The sequence below is a fragment of the Gemmatimonadaceae bacterium genome (assembly GCA_037721215.1).
Lineage (GTDB): Bacteria > Gemmatimonadota > Gemmatimonadetes > Gemmatimonadales > Gemmatimonadaceae > UBA4720.
Window position 1 is genome coordinate 13,909 of record JBBJNV010000015.1, and the last position, 19,237, is coordinate 33,145.

18 protein-coding genes are annotated in these 19,237 nt (G+C 60.4%); 13 read left to right on the forward strand and 5 right to left on the reverse strand.

What is annotated here, in order from left to right:
- Nucleotides 1-11 precede the first annotated feature (11 nt).
- A complete protein-coding gene (locus WKF55_09515; GenBank protein ID MEJ7759810.1) occupies nt 12-1,295 on the reverse strand; it encodes a HAMP domain-containing sensor histidine kinase in 1,284 nt (427 codons plus the stop codon).
- Complete coding sequence (locus tag WKF55_09520) at nt 1,292-4,609, reverse strand: glycosyl hydrolase (protein MEJ7759811.1); 3,318 nt, start codon at nt 4,607-4,609, stop codon at nt 1,292-1,294. Before WKF55_09520 ends, WKF55_09515 begins: the two co-directional genes overlap by 4 nt.
- A gap of 129 nt (nt 4,610-4,738) precedes the next feature.
- Between WKF55_09520 and WKF55_09525 the strand changes: the two genes are divergently transcribed.
- Nucleotides 4,739-5,092, forward strand: coding sequence for a hypothetical protein (locus tag WKF55_09525; protein MEJ7759812.1), 354 nt, complete (start codon nt 4,739-4,741; stop codon nt 5,090-5,092).
- A 5-nt stretch (nt 5,093-5,097) separates the two neighbouring features.
- Here the strand turns inward: WKF55_09525 and moaC are convergent, their stop codons facing one another.
- Nucleotides 5,098-5,586: a cyclic pyranopterin monophosphate synthase MoaC gene (gene moaC, locus WKF55_09530; protein MEJ7759813.1), complete on the reverse strand. Its 489-nt coding sequence runs from the start codon at nt 5,584-5,586 to the stop codon at nt 5,098-5,100.
- Entirely contained in the window at nt 5,583-6,656 is a 1,074-nt protein-coding gene (locus WKF55_09535) for a hypothetical protein (protein ID MEJ7759814.1), read from the reverse strand. Before WKF55_09535 ends, moaC begins: the two co-directional genes overlap by 4 nt.
- Nucleotides 6,657-6,724: 68 nt before the next feature.
- Here WKF55_09535 and WKF55_09540 point away from each other — a divergent pair, with 68 nt between their 5' ends.
- The 12 genes from WKF55_09540 to WKF55_09595 all read left to right on the forward strand — a co-directional run bounded on the left by WKF55_09540 (nt 6,725) and on the right by WKF55_09595 (nt 18,807).
- Nucleotides 6,725-7,348 carry a DJ-1/PfpI/YhbO family deglycase/protease gene (locus WKF55_09540; GenBank protein ID MEJ7759815.1) on the forward strand — a complete coding sequence of 208 codons (624 nt, stop codon included), beginning with the start codon at nt 6,725-6,727 and terminating at the stop codon, nt 7,346-7,348.
- A gap of 77 nt (nt 7,349-7,425) precedes the next feature.
- The gene (locus WKF55_09545; protein MEJ7759816.1) at nt 7,426-8,043 is read left to right on the forward strand and encodes a hypothetical protein; all 618 of its coding nucleotides are present in this window, start codon (nt 7,426-7,428) and stop codon (nt 8,041-8,043) included.
- A 55-nt stretch (nt 8,044-8,098) separates the two neighbouring features.
- On the forward strand, nt 8,099-8,419 hold the full coding sequence (locus WKF55_09550) for a transcriptional regulator (protein ID MEJ7759817.1): 321 nt from the start codon (nt 8,099-8,101) through the stop codon (nt 8,417-8,419).
- Nucleotides 8,420-8,436: 17 nt separating this feature from the next.
- Complete coding sequence (locus WKF55_09555; GenBank protein ID MEJ7759818.1) at nt 8,437-9,168, forward strand: di-trans,poly-cis-decaprenylcistransferase; 732 nt, start codon at nt 8,437-8,439, stop codon at nt 9,166-9,168.
- A 228-nt stretch (nt 9,169-9,396) separates the two neighbouring features.
- Nucleotides 9,397-9,561 carry a hypothetical protein gene (locus WKF55_09560; GenBank protein MEJ7759819.1) on the forward strand — a complete coding sequence of 55 codons (165 nt, stop codon included), beginning with the start codon at nt 9,397-9,399 and terminating at the stop codon, nt 9,559-9,561.
- Between the two features lie 3 nt (nt 9,562-9,564).
- On the forward strand, nt 9,565-10,368 hold the full coding sequence (locus WKF55_09565) for a hypothetical protein (protein ID MEJ7759820.1): 804 nt from the start codon (nt 9,565-9,567) through the stop codon (nt 10,366-10,368).
- Complete coding sequence (locus WKF55_09570) at nt 10,369-12,192, forward strand: fumarate reductase/succinate dehydrogenase flavoprotein subunit (GenBank protein MEJ7759821.1); 1,824 nt, start codon at nt 10,369-10,371, stop codon at nt 12,190-12,192.
- Between the two features lies 1 nt (nt 12,193).
- Complete coding sequence (locus WKF55_09575; GenBank protein ID MEJ7759822.1) at nt 12,194-13,039, forward strand: succinate dehydrogenase/fumarate reductase iron-sulfur subunit; 846 nt, start codon at nt 12,194-12,196, stop codon at nt 13,037-13,039.
- Between the two features lie 3 nt (nt 13,040-13,042).
- Complete coding sequence (locus WKF55_09580) at nt 13,043-13,546, forward strand: hypothetical protein (protein ID MEJ7759823.1); 504 nt, start codon at nt 13,043-13,045, stop codon at nt 13,544-13,546.
- Nucleotides 13,547-13,576: 30 nt separating this feature from the next.
- Nucleotides 13,577-15,001 carry a deoxyribodipyrimidine photo-lyase gene (locus tag WKF55_09585; protein ID MEJ7759824.1) on the forward strand — a complete coding sequence of 475 codons (1,425 nt, stop codon included), beginning with the start codon at nt 13,577-13,579 and terminating at the stop codon, nt 14,999-15,001.
- The gene (locus tag WKF55_09590) at nt 14,998-16,233 is read left to right on the forward strand and encodes a PQQ-dependent sugar dehydrogenase (GenBank protein MEJ7759825.1); all 1,236 of its coding nucleotides are present in this window, start codon (nt 14,998-15,000) and stop codon (nt 16,231-16,233) included. Before WKF55_09585 ends, WKF55_09590 begins: the two co-directional genes overlap by 4 nt.
- A gap of 84 nt (nt 16,234-16,317) precedes the next feature.
- Nucleotides 16,318-18,807 carry a protein kinase gene (locus tag WKF55_09595; GenBank protein MEJ7759826.1) on the forward strand — a complete coding sequence of 830 codons (2,490 nt, stop codon included), beginning with the start codon at nt 16,318-16,320 and terminating at the stop codon, nt 18,805-18,807.
- Here WKF55_09595 and WKF55_09600 read toward each other — a convergent pair.
- Nucleotides 18,779-19,153: a DoxX family protein gene (locus tag WKF55_09600; protein MEJ7759827.1), complete on the reverse strand. Its 375-nt coding sequence runs from the start codon at nt 19,151-19,153 to the stop codon at nt 18,779-18,781. The genes WKF55_09595 and WKF55_09600 overlap by 29 nt on opposite strands.
- Nucleotides 19,154-19,237: the final 84 nt, after the last annotated feature.

Consider the following 19,237-nt stretch of genomic DNA (forward strand, 5'->3'; position numbering starts at 1 on the left):
GTCGTCGTAAGCTAGCTGTCGCTCCCTGTTGCGTCGCGGGCGGCTTCCAGCGCAATGGCGTCCCGGGCGCGCCGGGCGGGAAGAGTGAATGCAAAGACACTCCCTTCCTCCGGAAACTCGGCCCAGGCCGTGCCGCCAAGCGACTGAGCGGTGTCGCGCACGATGCTCAGTCCCAATCCGGTCCCGTCGGCGCCTGTTCTGGCATCGTCGTGGGCACGAAAAAACCTCTCGAACAGACGCGCACGCTTCGCTTCCGGCACGCCCAAGCCGTTGTCGCGAACTTCGACCACAACTGCTGACTCGCTGTCGGCACCGCTTACGCCTCCAGCGTCGACCGTCCGCCGCGCGCCGACCTCGACCCATCGTTCCGGTTTTGACATGTCGGAATATTTGATCGCATTCGCTACGAGATTCGTCAGGCACAGCTCCACCGCCGCGGCGTTGACCTCCACCTCCGGTAAGCTGCTCGAAATCCGCACCTCGACGTTCCTCGCCTGCGCGTTGTCGCGAAGCTGTCGCGCAACCTCGGCCGCGGCACGTGGCAGCGTGATGTGCCGCTGCTGTCGCACATCCGCGTCGAGCTGACTCAGCTCCATGAGGTTGTCAAGCACAGCCTGCATCCCCAGCACGTTACGGCCGATCACTGCGGTCAGCCGCTCCTTCTCGTCGGCGCTCAGCGAAGGAAGCTCCAGCACCGCCGCCGCACCGGTAATCGCGCCGAGCCTGTTCTTCAACTCGTGCGACAAGGTTCTGTTGAAGCCACGAAGGCGATTCTCCCGTTCATGGAGCCGCTCGCGCACGAGCGTGAGATAACGGGTGAGCGTCGCCTGCTGGATGAGAGCCACAGCGAGGTAGAGACGGTGCGCGCAGTTGAGCAGCTCGCTCCTGCTGCAGGGCTCTTCGATGTCGTCCACAATCCGACCCATGAACGCAAACAGAATTCCGCCGAACAGCTCATATTCTTTCAACACTTCGTATTCATCGAACTTCTGGTTGTAGCGAAGTTCGCCGAGCTCACGCGCCTTGGCGATTACCGGTGCATCCGTGATGACGATACTGTCGGGATTCTCGATGAATGCAGCTATTCCATGAATCAGCAGCGGCACGTGGTCGAGCAGCTGATCAGTCGGAAATATCCGGTTAGGGTCCCCCTGAACCCGCGCAACGATGCGATCGAGCCATCGCCGCGTCAGATCGATACTGTCTTCCCGCATCCGACGCGCAAGCGTTGCAGCCAGCGGGCAGTTTTCCGTAATTTCGGCCGTCGGCGCAGCTCCCGCTTCGCCCCCCATCATCGCGTTGACGTTCCCCTGATTTCAGTGGTAGTCGGTACAATCGCGGCCAGCCCCGCAGACTGCAACAGGCCGTTGACGGCCGGCAGCAGCCTCATGGCGGAAGCAACCCGCCCCAGTTGAACGTCGAGCTGTGCCGAAAGATTCCGGAACACTTCCAGCGTCTGATCGGTAGGCCGAGCGTCCGAGCTCGAGGCAACGCCGGCAAGCGCGGCGATCTTGTTGTTAAGTCTGATGGGATAGTTGAGCGGGTCCTGCCCCGACTGGTTTCGGACCTGATAAATCTGCGACTCCGCATCAGAAAGCTGGCTCACGAGTACCGATGATGACTGTCTGAAGGCGGCCGACTGTGCCGTCGGTATTTTCGCGCTGCGATCCGTCACTTGTGCCTTGATGCTGCGAATCTTTTTGACCGCGTCGTTTGCTTCGCTGGTACGGTTTCGGATGGCGAGCAGGAATGCGAACTGCTCGTCGAGCTCAGCCTGGCTTGCAGTCGACCGCGGATCTTTCATGAGCCGGAAAGTGCGAGTCTGCGGTGCGCCGCCCGCCCGCATTCGGACGGAATATGTACCAGGCACTGTAACCGGGCCCTGCGTTCCCCCAGCCCAGAGAATCATGTTTTCAAAAGTGGATGCGTCAGGGTGTCTGAGGTTCCACGCAAAGCTGTTGAGCCCCGCCTTGTTGGGGACCCTCGGAGGCACAGGTGTGCGGCGCGGACCATCGTCCGAACCATCCTCACTTCGTAACTCCGCGCGGATCGATGAATCCGCCTTGACACCGGCGCGTTTGAGGCTGTCTGCGCGCGCGACTCGAACACTGTCCGCACGAACGGAGTCGCGCGCAACGACCGGATCCTGCGCGCTTGTAAATGTTCTGATTACTGCGCCCCGGGAATCCATGAAGTCGAGTGTCACGGGCTGATTGGCATTCCTGAGCCAGTAATAGACCACTGCCCCGGATGCCGGATTCTGACCCGACGGCTGGCCGCCGGCAGCACCGGTACCGCCGCCGCCGCCGAACGTAGCCCGGTAGGCATCTCGCGGCTTGAAGAGATGAGCCGCGCTGCGTGTGATTTCGGGACTCATCTGCCGCAACGCCGAGAGGTCGTCCATGATCCAGAACGACCGTCCGTGGGTACCGGCGACCAGATCACCCTCTTTTACGGCGATGTCGTGGACAGGGACTATCGGCAGATTCTTACGGAGCGATTGCCATGAGACACCATCGTTGAAACTCACCCACACCCCTCGCTCGGTTCCCGCGTACAACAATCCCCGGCGTACCGGGTCTTCCCGCACGACCCGTACGAATTCAGTCGCGTTGATGCCGCCTACAACCAGACGCCACGTCGCGCCGTAATCGTCCGTCGCGTAGATGTACGGCCGCATGTCGTCCATCTGAAAATGATTCGCGGCCACGTAAGCCTTGCCGGGAGCGTAGCGTGACGCCTCGATCATCGAGATGCGGCTCCACTCAGGTATTCCTGCAGGCGTGACATTCTTCCAGCTTCGACCGTTGTCGCGGGTAACATGAACAAGCCCATCATCAGATCCCGCCCAGATAATACCTTTTGTCCCCGGCGACTCGGCAATCGTGAACACGGTGCCGTAATACTCCACCGAGGTCTGGTCTTTCGTGATCGGGCCACCGGACGGCCCAAGTGTCTTCGGATCGTTTCGCGTGAGGTCGCGGCTCATCGGCGTAAAGGTCTGCCCTTCGTTGGTGGATCTGAACACCACGCTGCTCCCGATATACATCGTCTTGGGATCATGCGGTGAGAGTACGATAGGGAAAGTCCACTGAAAACGATACTTCGCGTCTGCAGCGTCGTGGCCCATCGGATTGTCGGGCCATGGATTGATGTTGCGCTCGAAACCCGTGCGGTGGTCATATCGCGACAGATATCCGCCGTAGGAACCCGCGTAGACGATGTTCGGATCGTCTGGCCGAACCGCTATGTACCCACTCTCGCCTCCGCCCACTTCATACCAGTCCGAAATGTCGATGCCGCCGTTCGCGCGGCTTGGACCACAGAGCGTTGAATTGTCCTGCTGGGCCCCACAGACCTGATAGGGAAAATGATTTGTAGTTGTCACGTGGTAGAACTGCGCTGTCGCCTGGTCCTGCGCAGTCCACGTACGGCCGCCGTTGAACGAGACGTTCGCTCCTCCGTCATTGGCGTTGATCATCCGCGATGCGTCATCCGGCGCAATCCACAGGTCATGATTGTCGCTGTGGGGCACTGAGATGGGACGAAAGGTCTTACCGCCGTCGGTCGACCGATGCATTCCGACGTTGAGCGCGTAGACGGTAGCTGTATCCTTCGGGTCTGCGTAGATCCGCGTGTAGTACCAGGCGCGCTGACGAAGACTGCGGTCAGAGTTTATCCGCGCCCACGTTGCGCCTGCGTTCTCGGAGCGATACACGCCACCGGAGTCGGCTTCGATCAATGCCCAGAGCCGTCCTGGCCGGGCGGGTGATACAGTGATGGCAATTTTGCCGAGCACGCCGGCAGGAAGGCCGGCGTTGCGGCTGATGTCCTTCCAGGTCAGCCCAGCGTCGACCGATTTGAAGATGCCGCTGCCGGAGCCACCGGACACGAGTTTCCATGGCGTCCGATGCGCGTGCCAGAAAGTGGCGTACAGGATGTTGGCGTTCGAGGGATCGAGGATGAGGTCGACCGCCCCGGCCGAGTCTCCCCGAAAAAGCAGTCGGCCCCAGGTTTTCCCGCCGTTGACAGTCTTGAAAACTCCGCGTTCGGGGTTTGGACCCCACACGTGCCCGAGAGCGGCAACGTAGGCAATATCCGGGTTCGTGGGATGGATGCGGACGCGACCGATCTGACGTGTGTCGCCAAGGCCGACGGAAGTCCAGGTCTTGCCGGCGTCGATCGACTTGAAAACTCCATCACCATGCGAAACGTTGCCGCGGATTGGTGTTTCGCCTGTGCCTGCGTAAACGATGTCGGGATTGGATTCGCTCACCGCGAGCGCTCCGACGGTTCCACCGAAGAATTTGTCGGTGACCGGCGCCCATGTCATGCCGCCGTCGACAGTCTTGAACACGCCGCCGCCGGTGGTTCCGGCATAGTATTCGTGCGGTCTCGCCCGCGATCCGGCCACCGCGACGGAGCGTCCGCCTCTGAACGGCCCGATCTCGCGCCATCGGAGTGCCGCGAAAGCCGACGTGTCGTAAGCCGCTGGGGCAATATCTGGCCGCTGACCCGGAGAAGCAGTCTGACTCCACAACGGATTCATTCCGGCAAAGACTGGAAACAGAAGTGCAGAAGCGAAGAAAAGGCGGATGATGAAGGTCACAGTTCCTGGGGTCGGGGGCGGCGTGTCATGGCACTATCTAGCGGTCGGGACCGATTGGCTGCAAGTGGATCAGCGCGAAGTCACGCGATTTGCATCTGAGCCTTTCACACAACAACGGGAGAAAACCAGATGCAGCTGCCGCCAGAAAGCTCCGAGCAGCGGAGCGAAATGCTCGACCCGCACCGGAGGGAGGACAGACAGGACGCAGCGACAGAGATCGCGGGCCGGCTCGCACAGAAGGGACTCGATGTCGACTCGGACGAAGACTCGGCAGTCCTTGCCGACCTGATGAGCGCCGTCGAGAGATTCGAGGCCGCGGTCATTTGGAGGGGAGGCGACCCGATGGTAAACATGCCGTCGTCAACCGATCCGGAGAACCGTGCTTACGTTCTTCCCGAACGAACCAGCGGCGAAACTCTCCAGGTTTATGCAGGCCGCGTTGACGATGCTGCGGCCGGGCTGGAAGGGCCGCGAATAGCATAGGGCAGTCAGGGCTGAAGCTCGGCCCGGCGCCAAGTGCCGGAACGGCCGCCACTTTTCTCGCTCAAGGCGATACCGGTGATCTCCATTCCGCGGTCGATTGCCTTCGCCATGTCGTAGATGGTGAGCAGGGCCGCCGTAGTTGCGACGAGCGCTTCCATCTCGACGCCCGTCCTGCCGATGGTTGCGGCGCGGGTTTCGACCCGGATACCAGGCAGGGTATCGTCGAAGGCGAAGTCGAGCCCGATGTCGGTGAGGGCGATCGGGTGGCACAGCGGGATGGTATCCGATGTTCTTTTCGCGCCCATGATTCCCGCGATGCGTGCCACCGAAAGGACATCGCCTTTGGCCATTTGATTATTGCGGATTGCATCGAGCGTCGCCGGGCTCATACGAATTGCTCCTGCGGCCCTCGCGACGCGAACGGTCTCGGGCTTATCACTGATGTCCACCAGTCGCGCGCGACCAGTTTTGTCTGCGTGTGTCAAATCGCTCACTGTAGCTCTGAAGCTATCTCGCGGAGGAGCCGGGAGGTGATGAGCATTGGATTGACGTTCCCGGCAGCGCGGATTCTGGCGCGCCCGACGGCATCGCTGGCGCGGGCTGCACCCAGCGCCGCCGGTTGATCGTCATCGAGCATTGCGCGGCGCATACGTTCGCCGAGCGCTACGACCAGCGCGTCGAGAATGTCGGTATAAGCACCGCGCGCGCCCGATGAGCCAACCGAAAGCGTAGTGGCGTGGAGTGCCGACCTTCGTGGCGAAACGGCGGCATCGATGAAGGCCCGTGCTGCTTTCATGGCGGATGCACGTGCCTCATCGCCGAGCAAGGTTCCCGGTGCGCCGGCAGCGAGTTGGATTCGATGCTCGACTGAGCTGGGATGGCCGGCTGTGTCCAGCGCTTTTTTCACCTCGGGATTGGACAGGAATGCGCGCGCAGCGGCTTCCGCCAGAAGCGGCACGCGAACCGGTATTACTCTCGATCGGATCGTTGGGAGAAGGGAGCCTGGCTCACTGGATGTAAGGATGATCGTCGTATTCGTTTGTGGCTCCTCGAGCAACTTGAGAAATGCGTTGGCCGCCTGATCGGCGCCTTCCTGCGAAACCATCCTCTCGGCGTCACCGATAATGAAGACTTTTCGTCGTGCCATCGCTGGCGTCAGAGACGCCCGCTGTAGAATCGCCCGAACAGTGGCGACGTAGATCCCGTGATTGCCGGGCGGGGCAGTGTACAATCCTCCTGTCTTCACCCGCGCAAGGATCGCCTCATGGATGTCCTCCTGGACATCGGAGACGTCAGGGTCGGCGTCCTTGAGCCGGGGACGGGGGAAGTACCAGTGGAGATCCGGATGTGTGAGATTGCGAGTATACTGGCAGTTCTGGCAGCTTCCGCATGGCCGCGGGGGATTGTCGCAGATTATCAGTTGCGCCAGCCATAAGGCGAGTCGCTGCTTGCCGATTCCGCGAGGCCCCTGCAGCAGAAGGCTCGCAGGCAGGCACCCGGCGTTGGCGCTGCGGGATAACTGATTACGAAGGTCTTCGTGGCCGTAGAGGTCAACGAGGGTCATGGCTCAATATGGCACGTTTTCTGACTTCACAGAACGAGTCACAGGTTCAATAACAGCCGGGAGTGGGGATGGCCGGGGATCTTACAGGTCGGAAGGTCGCTGTGCTGGCGACTGATGGTGTTGAGCAGGTTGAATTGACGGCTCCGTGGCAGGCGCTCAAGGAGGCCAGGGCGGAAGCGTCGCTGGTGTCGTTGAAGGCGGCTGAGGTTCAAGGTTTCATCAATGGAGAGAAAGCCGACACATTTGTGGTGGACCGGGTAGTGACTGACGTCCGCGCAGGTGATTTCGATGCGCTCGTGATTCCCGGGGGTCAGCGCAGTACCGAGGCGTTGAGGGCCAATGCCGGTGCAGTTGATTTCGTGCGGGGATTCATGGAAGCGGACAAACCAGTCGCAGCGATTTGTCATGCGCCGCGCCTGCTGGTAGAAGCCGGGGCAGTGAAGGGACGGACACTCACATCGCACGCGGATCTGGCCGATGAGATCCGGGCCGCGGGGGGAGTCTGGGTCGACAAGCAGGCGCAGGTGGATCAGAAACTTCTGACCAGCCGGCGGGCAGAGGATTTACCGGCTTTCTGCGCCAACCTGATCGCGTTGCTTGCATCGGCGATCGACGAACGCCGGCTCGACCGGATGGTGGAGCAAAGCTTTCCCGCCAGTGACCCGCTTCCGGGACCGATCTCTCCGCGATGAGCCGGATCCGGACCTGATCCGGACTTTGAACGGCAAAGTACTTGACACGGATGCAGGTCTGAGCATATGATACGCAAATGACATCAGTCCGGCCGTTGCGGCCTCCCCCGCACCAGGACCCCCCCGCGCTTCACCACCGCGCGATGGATAACCTTGCATTCATTCGAGATACAATGGAGGCAGCCGGCTCGTTCACGGCGGTCTCGGGATGGGGAATGGTGGCAATCGGATTGCTGGCCATCATTGTAGCAGTCATTGCCGGTCGCGAACCAGCCCAGTTAGCCGCACTGAATGTCTGGCTCGCGTCTTCTTTCATGCCCCCTGTGATCATGCTATGGGCGATGGTGCGAAAGGCGCGGGCGGCACGCATGCCTTTGTTGTCGGGTCCGGGCCGCAAGTTCGTTCTCAGTTTTTCTCCGCCCATGCTCGTTGGCGCGCTTCTGACGCTGGTTCTCTATCGCGCCGGATTTCTTGAAGCAATCCCCGGTGTCTGGCTATTGCTTTACGGAACAGCGGTCGTTGCCGGTGGAGCTTTTTCGGTGAAAATCGTCCCTGTCATGGGATTGTGCTTCATGGCCGCCGGCGCGGTCGCCCTGTTTGCGCCTTTGTCATGGCAGATGTGGATTCTCGGGGCGGCGTTCGGCGGACTGCATATCGGATTCGGCCTTCCCATTGCCCGGAGGCATGGTGGCTAAGCATAGTGTCGCGCAGGACGATACCACTCGGCCGCCGAACCACATGAGGGGCGGTGTGTCACGCCGCGCTGCGAATAACACGGCGCTCGATCTCGACCGACTCATTCACGAAAGGATGCGGCTCGGAATCGTCAGCGCGCTGGCGGTGAACGATTCGCTCAGCTTCAGTGACCTCAAGAAGCTGATGGGTACCACTGATGGAAATCTCAGCGTGCATGCCCGAAAGCTGGAAGAAGCGGAATACATTGCGTGCACAAAATCGTTCGAGGGGCGAATGCCGAAGACACAATACCGGCTGACCCAGGCCGGCCGTCGGGCACTCGAACGGTACCTCGATCACATGGAAGCCCTGATCCGCGTCACGCGGGATCGTTAGGCGACAACGAGACAGGGATGACTGGACAAACGCCCCGTGGAATTCACGTAGCTATCATCATGGACGGCAACGGTCGCTGGGCAACTGGGCGTGGCCAGTTGCGCACGGCCGGGCATATAGCTGGGGCACGAACTGTTCGAAAGATCGTCGAAGCGGCGCCCGGTTGCGGAATCGGGGCGCTTACCCTCTATGCTTTCTCCGCGGACAACTGGCGGCGTCCTTCAAGAGAGGTCGCACTGCTCATGCGGCTCTTTCGAAGATACCTCATTTCTGAAGTTGCGCGATGCGTGACCAACGGTGTCAGGATGCGCATCATCGGAAGGCGCGATCGAATTCCGGCGGAGCTGCTGAGGGCAATCGTGAACGCCGAGCAGGCGACTCGAGCGGGACGCACTCTGGACCTGCGCATTGCTGTCGATTACTCCTCACGGGACGCCATTTTGCGGAGTGCTCGCCTGCTTGCTGCCCGCATGCCTGGCAGCCCAGACCAGGAGCGAGCCGAATTCGCGGAACTCCTTGCTCACGTAGATCATGGGGCAGGGGGGTCACGTGATGTCGACCTTCTGATTCGCACCGGCGGCGAACAGCGTCTCAGCGATTTTCTGCTTTGGGAATGTGCCTACGCCGAGCTCCATTTTACACGGCGGATGTGGCCCGAGTTCTCTCCTGTTGACCTGCTCGCGGCTGTCGAGGATTTTTATGCGCGCGAGCGACGTTTCGGGACGGTTCCTACTGCTGCCGCCGGCTGATCCCACCGGCGAGGTGATAGCGGCGAGCACGCAGGTTGGACAAGTGTGAGCAGTCGAATGCGCAATAACAACGGCCGCCGGAAGGCGGCTTTTCTTTTTCCTTCCTGCGCTGGCTCTGCTGTGATCTCCCGTCTACATTAGCCGCACCACTCACTCTTCCAAAAAAGGAAACGCCGCATGCCGATAAAGGACGGGAAGCGCTACTGCGTCAATCATCCAGGCAGCCGAATGAATCGCACTGGTACCTTCAAGGCACTCGCGAATGTCGAGGGCACCGCTACAGAAGGCACCATCAACTCGGCTTCGGGGCTGGTGGTGATGCCATTCGTATGTGACGAGTGCGGCTACCTCGAGCTGTACGTCGCCGACAAGACGCAGAACGAAAAGAAGTAGGCCGTGGGTGCAGAAGTAGTTCAGATCAGGCGTCGCGGTTGGGGCGAGACCGCTCGCCGCGATGCCTGGTGGATCCAGCCTGTCGTCGTATTTGTCGTTCTGTCGGGATTCCTCGGTTACGCGACGTGGGCGGCGTTCCAGAACGCGCACTACGAAGTCGGCAATTACCTGTCCCCGTTTTATTCGCCGCTGATCTTCGGTGACTCACCAGCGAGCTGGTTCGGTCCCAAGCCGGGGTGGTGGCCGGCACTGCTCCCGTTTTCGCCCGCGCTCCTGATACTGCCGTTTCCCGCCGGATTCCGCTTCACCTGCTACTACTACCGCGGCGCCTACTACAAGGCATTCTGGTCAGACCCGCCAAGCTGCAGTGTCGGCGAGCCCCGCAAGGGATATCGCGGCGAGTCGTCTTTTCCACTTATCATCCAGAACGTTCACCGCTACTTCCTCTACTTCGCGCTCGTGTTCATCGTGTTCCTTGGCCACGATGCGTGGAAGTCGATGTGGTTCACCGATGCGGCCACCGGCGCATCGCGTTTTGGCGTCGGACTCGGCACACTGCTTCTCACGGCTAATGTCGTTTTACTGGGCGGCTACACACTGGGGTGTCACTCATTGAGGCATCTCGTCGGAGGTTATCGCGATCGGCTTTCTTCCGCGCCGGTAAGAAAAAAAGCATATGATTGCGCGAGCTGTCTCAATCGCGGGCACATGAACTGGGCGTGGTGCAGTCTCGTGATGGTCGCGTTCTGCGATTTGTACATCCGCATGCTGTCGATGGGCATCTGGCAGGACTGGAGGTTGTTCTAGGTGGGGCGGTATGACACTCACCAGCACGATGTGCTCATCGTCGGCGCCGGGGGCGCGGGACTGCGCGCCGCAATTGCCGCTGCCGCCGCGGGTGTAAGAGTAGGACTTGTCTGCAAATCGCTGCTGGGCAAAGCGCATACGGTAATGGCCGAGGGTGGAGTTGCCGCCGCGCTGGCAAACGTCGATGACCGGGACAACTGGCGGGTGCACTTCGCCGACACCATGCGTGGAGGCCAGTATCTCAACAACTGGCGGATGGCGGAGCTTCATGCGAAGGAAGCTCCTGCGCGCGTCAACGAGCTCGAAGCGTGGGGAGCAGTCTTCGACCGCACCACCGACGGGCGGATTCTTCAGCGCAATTTCGGGGGTCACAAGTACCCGCGACTGGCGCACGTGGGAGACCGCACCGGACTCGAGATGATCCGAACACTTCAGGACCACGCCGTCCACCTCGGTATCGACGTTCACATGGAATGCACGGTCATCTCACTCCTCAAGGATGGCGACCGCATTGCAGGCGCTCTTGCGTACGATCGCGACCGGGGACGATTCCGTGTGTTCCACGCGCCAGCGGTCGTCCTTGCCACCGGGGGAATCGGCAGGGCGTTTCATATCACGAGCAACAGCTGGGAGTACACAGGCGACGGCCAGTCGCTTGCGTTCCAGGCGGGCGCTGCGCTCCAGGACATGGAGTTCGTGCAGTTTCATCCGACAGGCATGGTGTGGCCGCCAAGCGTGCGGGGGATTCTGGTTACCGAAGGCGTACGCGGAGAAGGCGGGATTCTCGTGAACAAGGACGGGCGCCGGTTCATGTTCGACGATATTCCAGAGAACTATCGCTCGCAGACCGCGGATAGTGAGGAGGAAGGCTGGCGCTACGTGCAGGGTGACAAGAATGCGCGCCGGCCGCCGGAGTTGCTGACGCGCGATCATGTCGCTCGCTGTATTGTACGGGAAGTAAGGGAGGGACGCGGCAGCCCTCATGGCGGGGTATTTCTCGACATCTCCTGGATAAAATCAAAGATCACCGACGCACCCGCACACATCCGGAAAAAACTGCCGAGCATGTATCACCAGTTCAAGCAGCTGGCGGACATCGATATTACATCGGAGCCGATGGAAGTTGGGCCGACGACCCATTACGTAATGGGCGGAATCAGGGTCGATGGTGATACGCAGATGTCCACCGTGCCGGGACTCTTTGCGGCAGGCGAATCAGCGGCCGGACTTCACGGCGCAAACCGCCTCGGGGGCAACTCGCTGTCCGATCTGATCGTCTTTGGCAAGCGCGCCGGTGAGTACGCGGCCCGGTACGCGTCGGACAACGTTGCCGGGAACATAGACGCCGCTTCAGTGGAGGACACGGTTCAGCAGGCACTCGAACCATTTGGCCGAACCGGAAACGGCGCGGCCTCCGAAGGCCCGTATCAGGTGCAGCAGGAGCTGCAGGAGATGATGCAGGAGCATGTCGGCATCGTGCGCACTGAGAGCGAGATGAATAGCGCGCTGGAAAGCATAACCAGGCTGGCCGAGCGCGCGGCCAGGGTTCAGGTCAACGGCAACCGCGACTACAACCCGGGCTGGCACACTGCGCTCGATCTCTCCAATCTGCTCGCGGTTTCCGAGGCGGTGACTCTCTCGGCGCTCGAGCGCAAGGAAAGCCGCGGGGGGCACTTCAGGAACGACTACCCGGAAAAGGATCCTGCGTTTGCCGGATTCAACATCCTGGTGCACAGAAATAACGATGGGTCGATGCGTATCTCACGCGAACCGATTCCCGAAATGCGGGACGACCTGAAGCAGATTATCGAGGAGAACAAGTAGCGTGACGGCACCGACGTCGGTTTCGCGCGATATCGTCGAGAGCGGGCAGCGCGCCGCCAGGCGGAGCGACTCGAGCGCCGGCAGCCAGACTCGCCAGGCACGCTTTCGCGTGTGGCGCGGCGACTCGAGCGGCGGCAGGTTCGAAGATTATGAGACGCAGATATCGGAAGGTATGGTTGTGCTTGACGCGATTCATCAGATTCAGGCCGAAAGCGCAAACGACCTTGCCGTGCGATGGAACTGCAAAGCGGGCAAGTGTGGATCATGTTCAGCCGAGGTGAACGGGATGCCGCGGTTGATGTGCATGACGCGGCTCAATGATCTGGATCTGGAGCAACCGGTGACAGTGGAACCGATGCGCGCATTTCCTCCGCTCCGTGACCTGGTGACGGACGTGTCGTGGAATTTCGAAGTGAAAAAGCGCATCGCGAAATTCAAACCGCGCCCCCCCGATGCCGCCGATGGCACCTGGCGAATGGCGCAGGCGGACGTGGACCGGGTGCAGGAATTCCGGAAATGCATAGAGTGCTTCCTGTGCCAGGATGTGTGCCATGTGCTTCGGGACCACAGCAAGCATGATTCATTCATTGGTCCCCGGTTCCTCACCTACGTTGCGGCGCTCGAGATGCATCCGCTTGATACAGTCGTCCGCACCGCTGAGCTCAAGGAGGCGCACGGGATTGGCTACTGTAACATCACTAAATGCTGCACCAAGGTCTGCCCTGAAAACATCGCCATCACCGACAATGCGATCATTCCGCTCAAGGAGCGAGTGGTGGACGATCACTACGATCCGCTGAGCGCCCTGGTGCGGCTGTTCCGGCGAAAGCTGGCGCGAGACGACTAGTCAATGTTCGAGCTGAAGCCCATCTCGCGGGATGCCATTCCGCGCGCAATTCAAAAGGCCGAGCGTTACCGTCTGCTGAATCAGTCGTGGGCCGCCGAGAGTATCTGCCTGGACATACTCGAAGTGGATCCCGACAATCAGCAGGTGCTGACGATGCTCGTGTTGGCGCTGACCGATGTACAGGGCGGTGTGGCTCAATCCGGTATGAAGCGGGCAAGAGAATTCCTCGCCCGAATTCGCGACGACTATCAGCGGACGTATTACTCGGGAATGATTTCCGAGCGGCGTGGCCAGGTCCTGCTCGCACAGGGAGGAATGGGCTCGGGTTCCATGGCTTACGAGCTGCTGCGGGAAGCCATGGATTTGTATGAGAAAGCCGAGGCGATAAGACCTGAGGGGAACGATGATTCGCTGTTGCGCTGGAATACCTGCGCCCGGGTTCTGCATGCCAACCGGCATCTCGCCCCCGGTGGTGACGGGGGTTACGAGCCATCGCTGGAGGAATGACACTCGGCGCTCCGCTAGCTTTACAGGAGGATGACCAATACTGCGCTGCACTGGTTTCGCCGCGACCTCCGCCTTTCGGATAACGCCGCACTTGCTGCGGCCCTCTCGGCGAGCGAACGCGTCTACTGCGTGTTCGTATACGACACCGAGATCCTCGACGAGCTGCCACGCCGAAATGACCGGCGGGTCGAATTTATCTGGCACAGTGTTTCTGAACTTGCGACTGCGCTCGAGGATGCTGGTGGAGGCCTCGTTGTTCTTCATGGGCGAGCCAGTGAAGAGATTCCCGCTCTTGCCGCCCGACTTGGCGTCGATTGCGTATACGCCAACAACGATTATGAGCCCGCGGCCATTCTGCGCGACGCTGTCGTCGAAGAGGCTTTGCGAAACAGCGGGATTGCTTTCCGGACGTACAAGGACCAGGTGATTTTCGAGAGGGATGAGTTGATGTCGCGCGAAGGGCGCCCGTTTACGGTATTCAACGGCTACAGGAAGACATGGTTGAAGGAACTGCCGATGGTGGATCTCGGGCCGCACGAATCGCGATTGCCTCGAGGCCGTTTCGCTGGATCGTCCGACGCGCCTCCGCTGCCAAACCTCGAGAGTCTGGGATTCGAGACCACCAACCTGTTGTCCCTGGGTTTCAAGCCGGGCGAAAGGGGAGCGGCGGCCACCTTCGCTCAATTCGAGCCACGAATGAGCGATTACGGGGAAGCTCGCAATTATCCTGGACGTCCGGGGGTATCGTACCTCTCGGTTCATCTGCGATTCGGAACGATATCGGTCCGCACGCTGGCGAAGGCAGCGCTCACGGAGGGCAGCGAGGGCGCGCAGACCTGGCTGAGTGAGCTCACCTGGCGCGATTTCTATTTCAGCATATTGTTTCATTTCCCGCACGTGGTCGGCAACGCCTTCCGGCCGGAATTCGACGCCCTTGAATTTCCCAATCGCAGGGATCACTTCGACGCATGGTGTAAAGGCCGCACCGGCTATCCGCTCGTTGACGCAGCAATGCGCCAACTCAACCACTCGGGCTACATGCACAACCGATTGCGGATGGTGACTGCGTCATTCCTCGTCAAGGATCTGCATGTGGACTGGCGGTGGGGAGAACGCTACTTCGCTGACGAGCTCAATGATTTCGATCTCGCCGCAAATAACGGCGGCTGGCAATGGTCGGCTTCCACGGGCAACGACGCGCAGCCATGGTTCCGGATTTTCAACCCTGTGCTCCAGTCCCGGAAGTTTGACGCTGACGGAAAGTTCATTCGCAAATATGTGCCCGAGCTGGCCGGGTGCGACGACAAGTCGATTCATGAACCATGGAAAATGAGCGAGGCCGAGCAGCGTACGGCCGGCGTCGTCATCGGCGTCGATTACCCTCAGCCGATTGTGGACCACGCGACTGCGCGCACGTCAACGCTGGAGATGTTTGCAAAAGTGAGAGACCAATGACCGTCAACAGGCAGCCCCTCGTGGCAACGAACGATTCATCACGCGCAGAGGATTACGCGCACACTCCACCAGGCCGTGGTTTCGGCAGGCGCTCCCTGCTGATCGCAATGGCTTTTGCCGCCGCCTCCTGCAGTTCCAGCTCCGAAATGGTCGCGCCACCCGCGGCGACGGTTGTGCTGCGCGCCGAGGAAGTCGTGCGTGGTCTCGTGAATCCGGTTTACCTCACAGCGACATCGGGCGACTCGCGGGTATTCATCGTCGAACAGCCTGGCCGGATCCGGATTGTCAGAAACGGTCAGCTGGTGGCAACCCCTTTTCTCGATATCACGAGCCGGGTGTCCAGCGGTGGGGAGCGAGGTCTGCTCAGTGTCGCGTTCCACCCCCAGTACCGAAGCAATGGCCATCTCTTCGTCAACTTCACCAATCTTTCCGGTAACACGCGAATCGAGCGATTTACCGTCTCGACGAATCCTGATGTCGTCAGTGCCTCGTCGTCAAAGCTCATACTCGAGATCGCCCAGCCCGCAGCCAATCACAACGGTGGTCTGAACCTGTTCGGTCCCGACGGTATGCTCTACATCGGGATGGGCGACGGTGGCGGTGCCGGCGATCCATTCGGCAATGGGCAAAACAGGAACGCATTGCTCGGCGCAATGCTCAGAATCGACATCGATCGCGGTGACCCTTACGCAATTCCACCTGACAACCCGTTTGTTGGCCAGCCCGGCGCGCGAGGCGAGATATGGGCAATCGGGCTCCGCAACCCGTGGCGGTTCGCGTTCGATCGCCAGGCATCGCTTCTTTACGTCGCGGACGTCGGGCAGGGGCGGCTCGAGGAAGTCGACGTGGTTCCTTCCAGCCGCCCTGGCGTGAACTATGGATGGAATGTCATGGAAGGATCGGCCTGCTACAATGCTGCCAGTTGCAACCGCCAGGGCCTCGAGCTTCCTGCGCTCGAGTATGATCATACAGGCGGAGCGTGTTCGGTCACCGGTGGTTTCATCTACCGTGGCACTCTCATACCTGAGATCGACGGCCAATATTTCTACTCTGATTTCTGTGCTGGATGGGTACGCAGCTTTCGCTACGCCGGCGGTTCGGTGCTCGACAGACGCGAGTGGAATATGGGCGACGTCGGATCTGTAACGTCGTTTGGTGAGGATTCGTCGGGCGAGCTGTACATCGTATCGGCCAATGGCCGCGTCTATCGCATCGTCAGAGCTGCCCCTTAAGTCTGGCGCGCCGTTCCGTCTGCGCGTACACTGACTGATGCAGGTCATCGCCGGCTTTCGAACCACCGGCGATAGACGGGGGCAATGCAATCCATGGATTTGCGCGAACGGCTGCAGTCGGTTCTGGGCACTGCATACGTACTCGACCAGGAGTTGCAGGGCGGCGGAATGTCGCGCGTCTTTGTCGCGACCGATACTTCGCTGAGCCGCAAAGTCGTCATCAAGGTCCTGCCTCCGGACCTGGCGGCGGGCGTCAAGGTCGAGCGGTTCAGGAGGGAAATACAGTTTCTCGCGCGGCTTCAGCACGCGCACATCGTACCGATCCTCTCGGCCGGTGGGAGCGCTGACCTTCAGTTCTACGTGATGCCATTCATGGATGGCGAATCACTGCGCGAACGCATGTCGGGGCATGAGGGCCTGCCCCTTGCCGAGGCTCTGCGAATACTGCGTGAAGTTGCGTCCGCACTGGCTTTCGCACACTCGCACTCGGTGGTGCATCGCGACATCAAGCCCGACAATGTTCTGCTCTCTGGCGGTGCGGCAATGGTGACCGACTTCGGTGTCGCAAAGGCACTATCCGCATCGACATCCGAGTCGAACGTCAGTGGCCTCACTTCGCTTGGCATGGCACTCGGCACACCCGCGTACATCGCGCCCGAGCAGGCAACAGCCGATCCTCACACAGATCATCGCGCGGATATCTACTCGTTCGGCGCGATGGCGTATGAGATGCTGAGCGGAAAGCCGCCCTTCGCCGCGCGCTCACCGCAGGCAATGCTGGCGGCGCACGTTACAGAAACGCCGATACCGATTTCGCTGAAGCGTGCGAGCCTGTCTCCGCGGTTGTCGGAACTCGTGATGGAGTGCCTCGCGAAACAGCCAGCCGATCGTCCGCAAACCGCCGTCGATCTGATCGCGCGTCTGGACAGTATGTCGGTTGTTTCCGAACCGCGGGTCACTCCCCTGGCAACAGCACCGGTAATGCCTCATCCACAGGGTGTGGGTTTGGATGTCACCGACATTGACGGGCAGCAGTCACCGTCGCGGCCCCGCTTCATCACTATACGGCGGCGGTATGTCGTCGCAGCGATTCTTATCGCCATCGCTGCATTTGGCTCGGCGCGCGCAAGGTCGAACGCCGTCATTGTCGCCGGGAAGGATACGGTTGAGGCGGTTGTCACGCCCGCCGCGATTGCCCGTGACCGGAAATCGATTGCGGTTCTTCCTCTGGTGAACGTCAGGGGTGCGGCCGAAGACGAATATTTTTCGGATGGAATGACCGACGAGCTGTCGAGCGCGTTGAGCCGGATGCCGGGACTTCGCGTCGCTTCGCGCACGTCGGCTTTCGCTTTCAAAGGTGTAAAGGGAGACGCACGCGAGATCGGCCGGAAACTGAACGTCGGCACGTTGCTCGAAGGCACCGTTCGCCGCGACGGTAATCGTCTTCGCGTCCAGGTGCAGCTCACCAACGCAGTCGACGGGCTCAGCATCTGGGGACAGAGCTATGAGCGGACAATCAAAGATGTTTTCGCTGTACAGGACTCGATTTCGCGCGCGGTCGTCGATGCCTTGCAGCTCGAACTGACGCGTATGGACGAAGTCCGGCTTTCCCAACGCGGTACCGACGAGATTGAAGCCAATGATCTCTTCCACAAGGGTCGCTTCCTTGTAAATCGGAATTCGGAGCCGGATATCAGGAAGGGCCTCGAGTTTTATCGGCAGGCGCTCGAGAAGGATCCGGATTATTCACGGGCGTGGGCCGGCGTTGCCTTTGCCTGGATTGCACTGGCCGATGACTTCGTTGCTCCGCGCGATGCATACCCAACCGCGAAGCTGGCTGCCGGTCGCGCAATCCGCAGTGACTCGACACTGGCCGAGGCAAGGGCGGCACTCGGTGCTGTGCACCTGTGGTTCGACTGGGACTTCAATGCTGCGTCGCGCGAGCTCAAGGAGGCAATCCGGCTCGAGCCAAATGGGGTTTACGCATACAGATACTACGGCAATCTTTTAAAGGCGGCTGGAAGATTCGACTCGGCGATGGTCGTTATTCGGAAGGCCCAATCTCTGGAGCCGCTCTCCGCCGGGCGTACCGTGTCAGTTGCGCTGATGCATACGAGCCGGGGCGAGTACGACCTGGCAATACGCGAATCGAAACGCGCCATTGAGTTGAATCCGAACTATGCCGATGCGTTTCTCAGTCTCGGAAATGCGTTGCTCGAGCAGGGTAAAGTGAACGAAGCAATCGACGCATTCCGCCGAGCGCCCCAAATGGGGAATCGAATGCGTTCGGCCATTTCAAGCGCGGAAGCGGCGCGCGGGAATCGACAGGCTGCGGCCGCAATTCTGAAACAGCTGGAGAAAAAGTCAGCAACCAGCTATGTGGGTGCAGAGGCGATTGCGGCTGTGCATTTTCGGCTTGGCAACCGTGACGCAGGCTTTGCCTGGCTCGAGCGTGCTTACGAGGCCCGGAGCGCATACATGGTCCTGCTGCTGTCCGACCGCCGATGGGACCTTGTGCGGCGTGATGCGCGTTTCAGTACGCTCGTCAGGAAGGTCGGCTTAGAGCGCTTCTGAAAACCCAGACAATAAGCAGCGGCTGGAGCGGAAGTCGCAACCACAGAAGTGCCTTCCGAACCGGCGAAACCGCGCTCGACAATCCATCCACCAGCATCTGCACATTCGCGGGGAACACTGCGATGAGAAGGAGTATAAGACCAATGGCCGCCCATCTTCGAACAGGCCGCACCAGCAACCCCGCGCCACCCGTCATCTCGAGGACACCTGTGGCATACACCAGCTCGATCTGGTACGGAATCCATGAGGGCATGATGGCGGCGTAACTCATTGGGGCAACGAAATGCATCGTTCCGGCAACGATGAAAATAGCCGCCAGGACCAGAAGACTTCGGGGCGAGTGCATTCTCCATAATAGTTGTTTCGAATAGCTGCACCACACCCGCGGAGGTGCAGCGGCTGCTTTTCATAATTTCACCGGGATCTGGCT

Bases quoted from the DNA above. Each gene is read 5' to 3' on its own strand.
- WKF55_09515 (MEJ7759810.1), bottom strand. From the start codon at position 1,295: ATGATGGGGGGCGAAGCGGGAGCTGCGCCGACGGCCGAAATTACGGAA.
- WKF55_09525 (MEJ7759812.1), top strand. From the start codon at position 4,739: ATGCAGCTGCCGCCAGAAAGCTCCGAGCAGCGGAGCGAAATGCTCGAC.
- WKF55_09535 (MEJ7759814.1), bottom strand. From the start codon at position 6,656: ATGACCCTCGTTGACCTCTACGGCCACGAAGACCTTCGTAATCAGTTA.
- WKF55_09540 (MEJ7759815.1), top strand. From the start codon at position 6,725: ATGGCCGGGGATCTTACAGGTCGGAAGGTCGCTGTGCTGGCGACTGAT.
- WKF55_09545 (MEJ7759816.1), top strand. From the start codon at position 7,426: ATGACATCAGTCCGGCCGTTGCGGCCTCCCCCGCACCAGGACCCCCCC.
- WKF55_09555 (MEJ7759818.1), top strand. From the start codon at position 8,437: ATGACTGGACAAACGCCCCGTGGAATTCACGTAGCTATCATCATGGAC.
- WKF55_09560 (MEJ7759819.1), top strand. From the start codon at position 9,397: ATGAATCGCACTGGTACCTTCAAGGCACTCGCGAATGTCGAGGGCACC.
- WKF55_09580 (MEJ7759823.1), top strand. From the start codon at position 13,043: ATGTTCGAGCTGAAGCCCATCTCGCGGGATGCCATTCCGCGCGCAATT.
- WKF55_09585 (MEJ7759824.1), top strand. From the start codon at position 13,577: ATGACCAATACTGCGCTGCACTGGTTTCGCCGCGACCTCCGCCTTTCG.
- WKF55_09590 (MEJ7759825.1), top strand. From the start codon at position 14,998: ATGACCGTCAACAGGCAGCCCCTCGTGGCAACGAACGATTCATCACGC.
- WKF55_09595 (MEJ7759826.1), top strand. From the start codon at position 16,318: ATGCAATCCATGGATTTGCGCGAACGGCTGCAGTCGGTTCTGGGCACT.
- WKF55_09600 (MEJ7759827.1), bottom strand. From the start codon at position 19,153: ATGCACTCGCCCCGAAGTCTTCTGGTCCTGGCGGCTATTTTCATCGTT.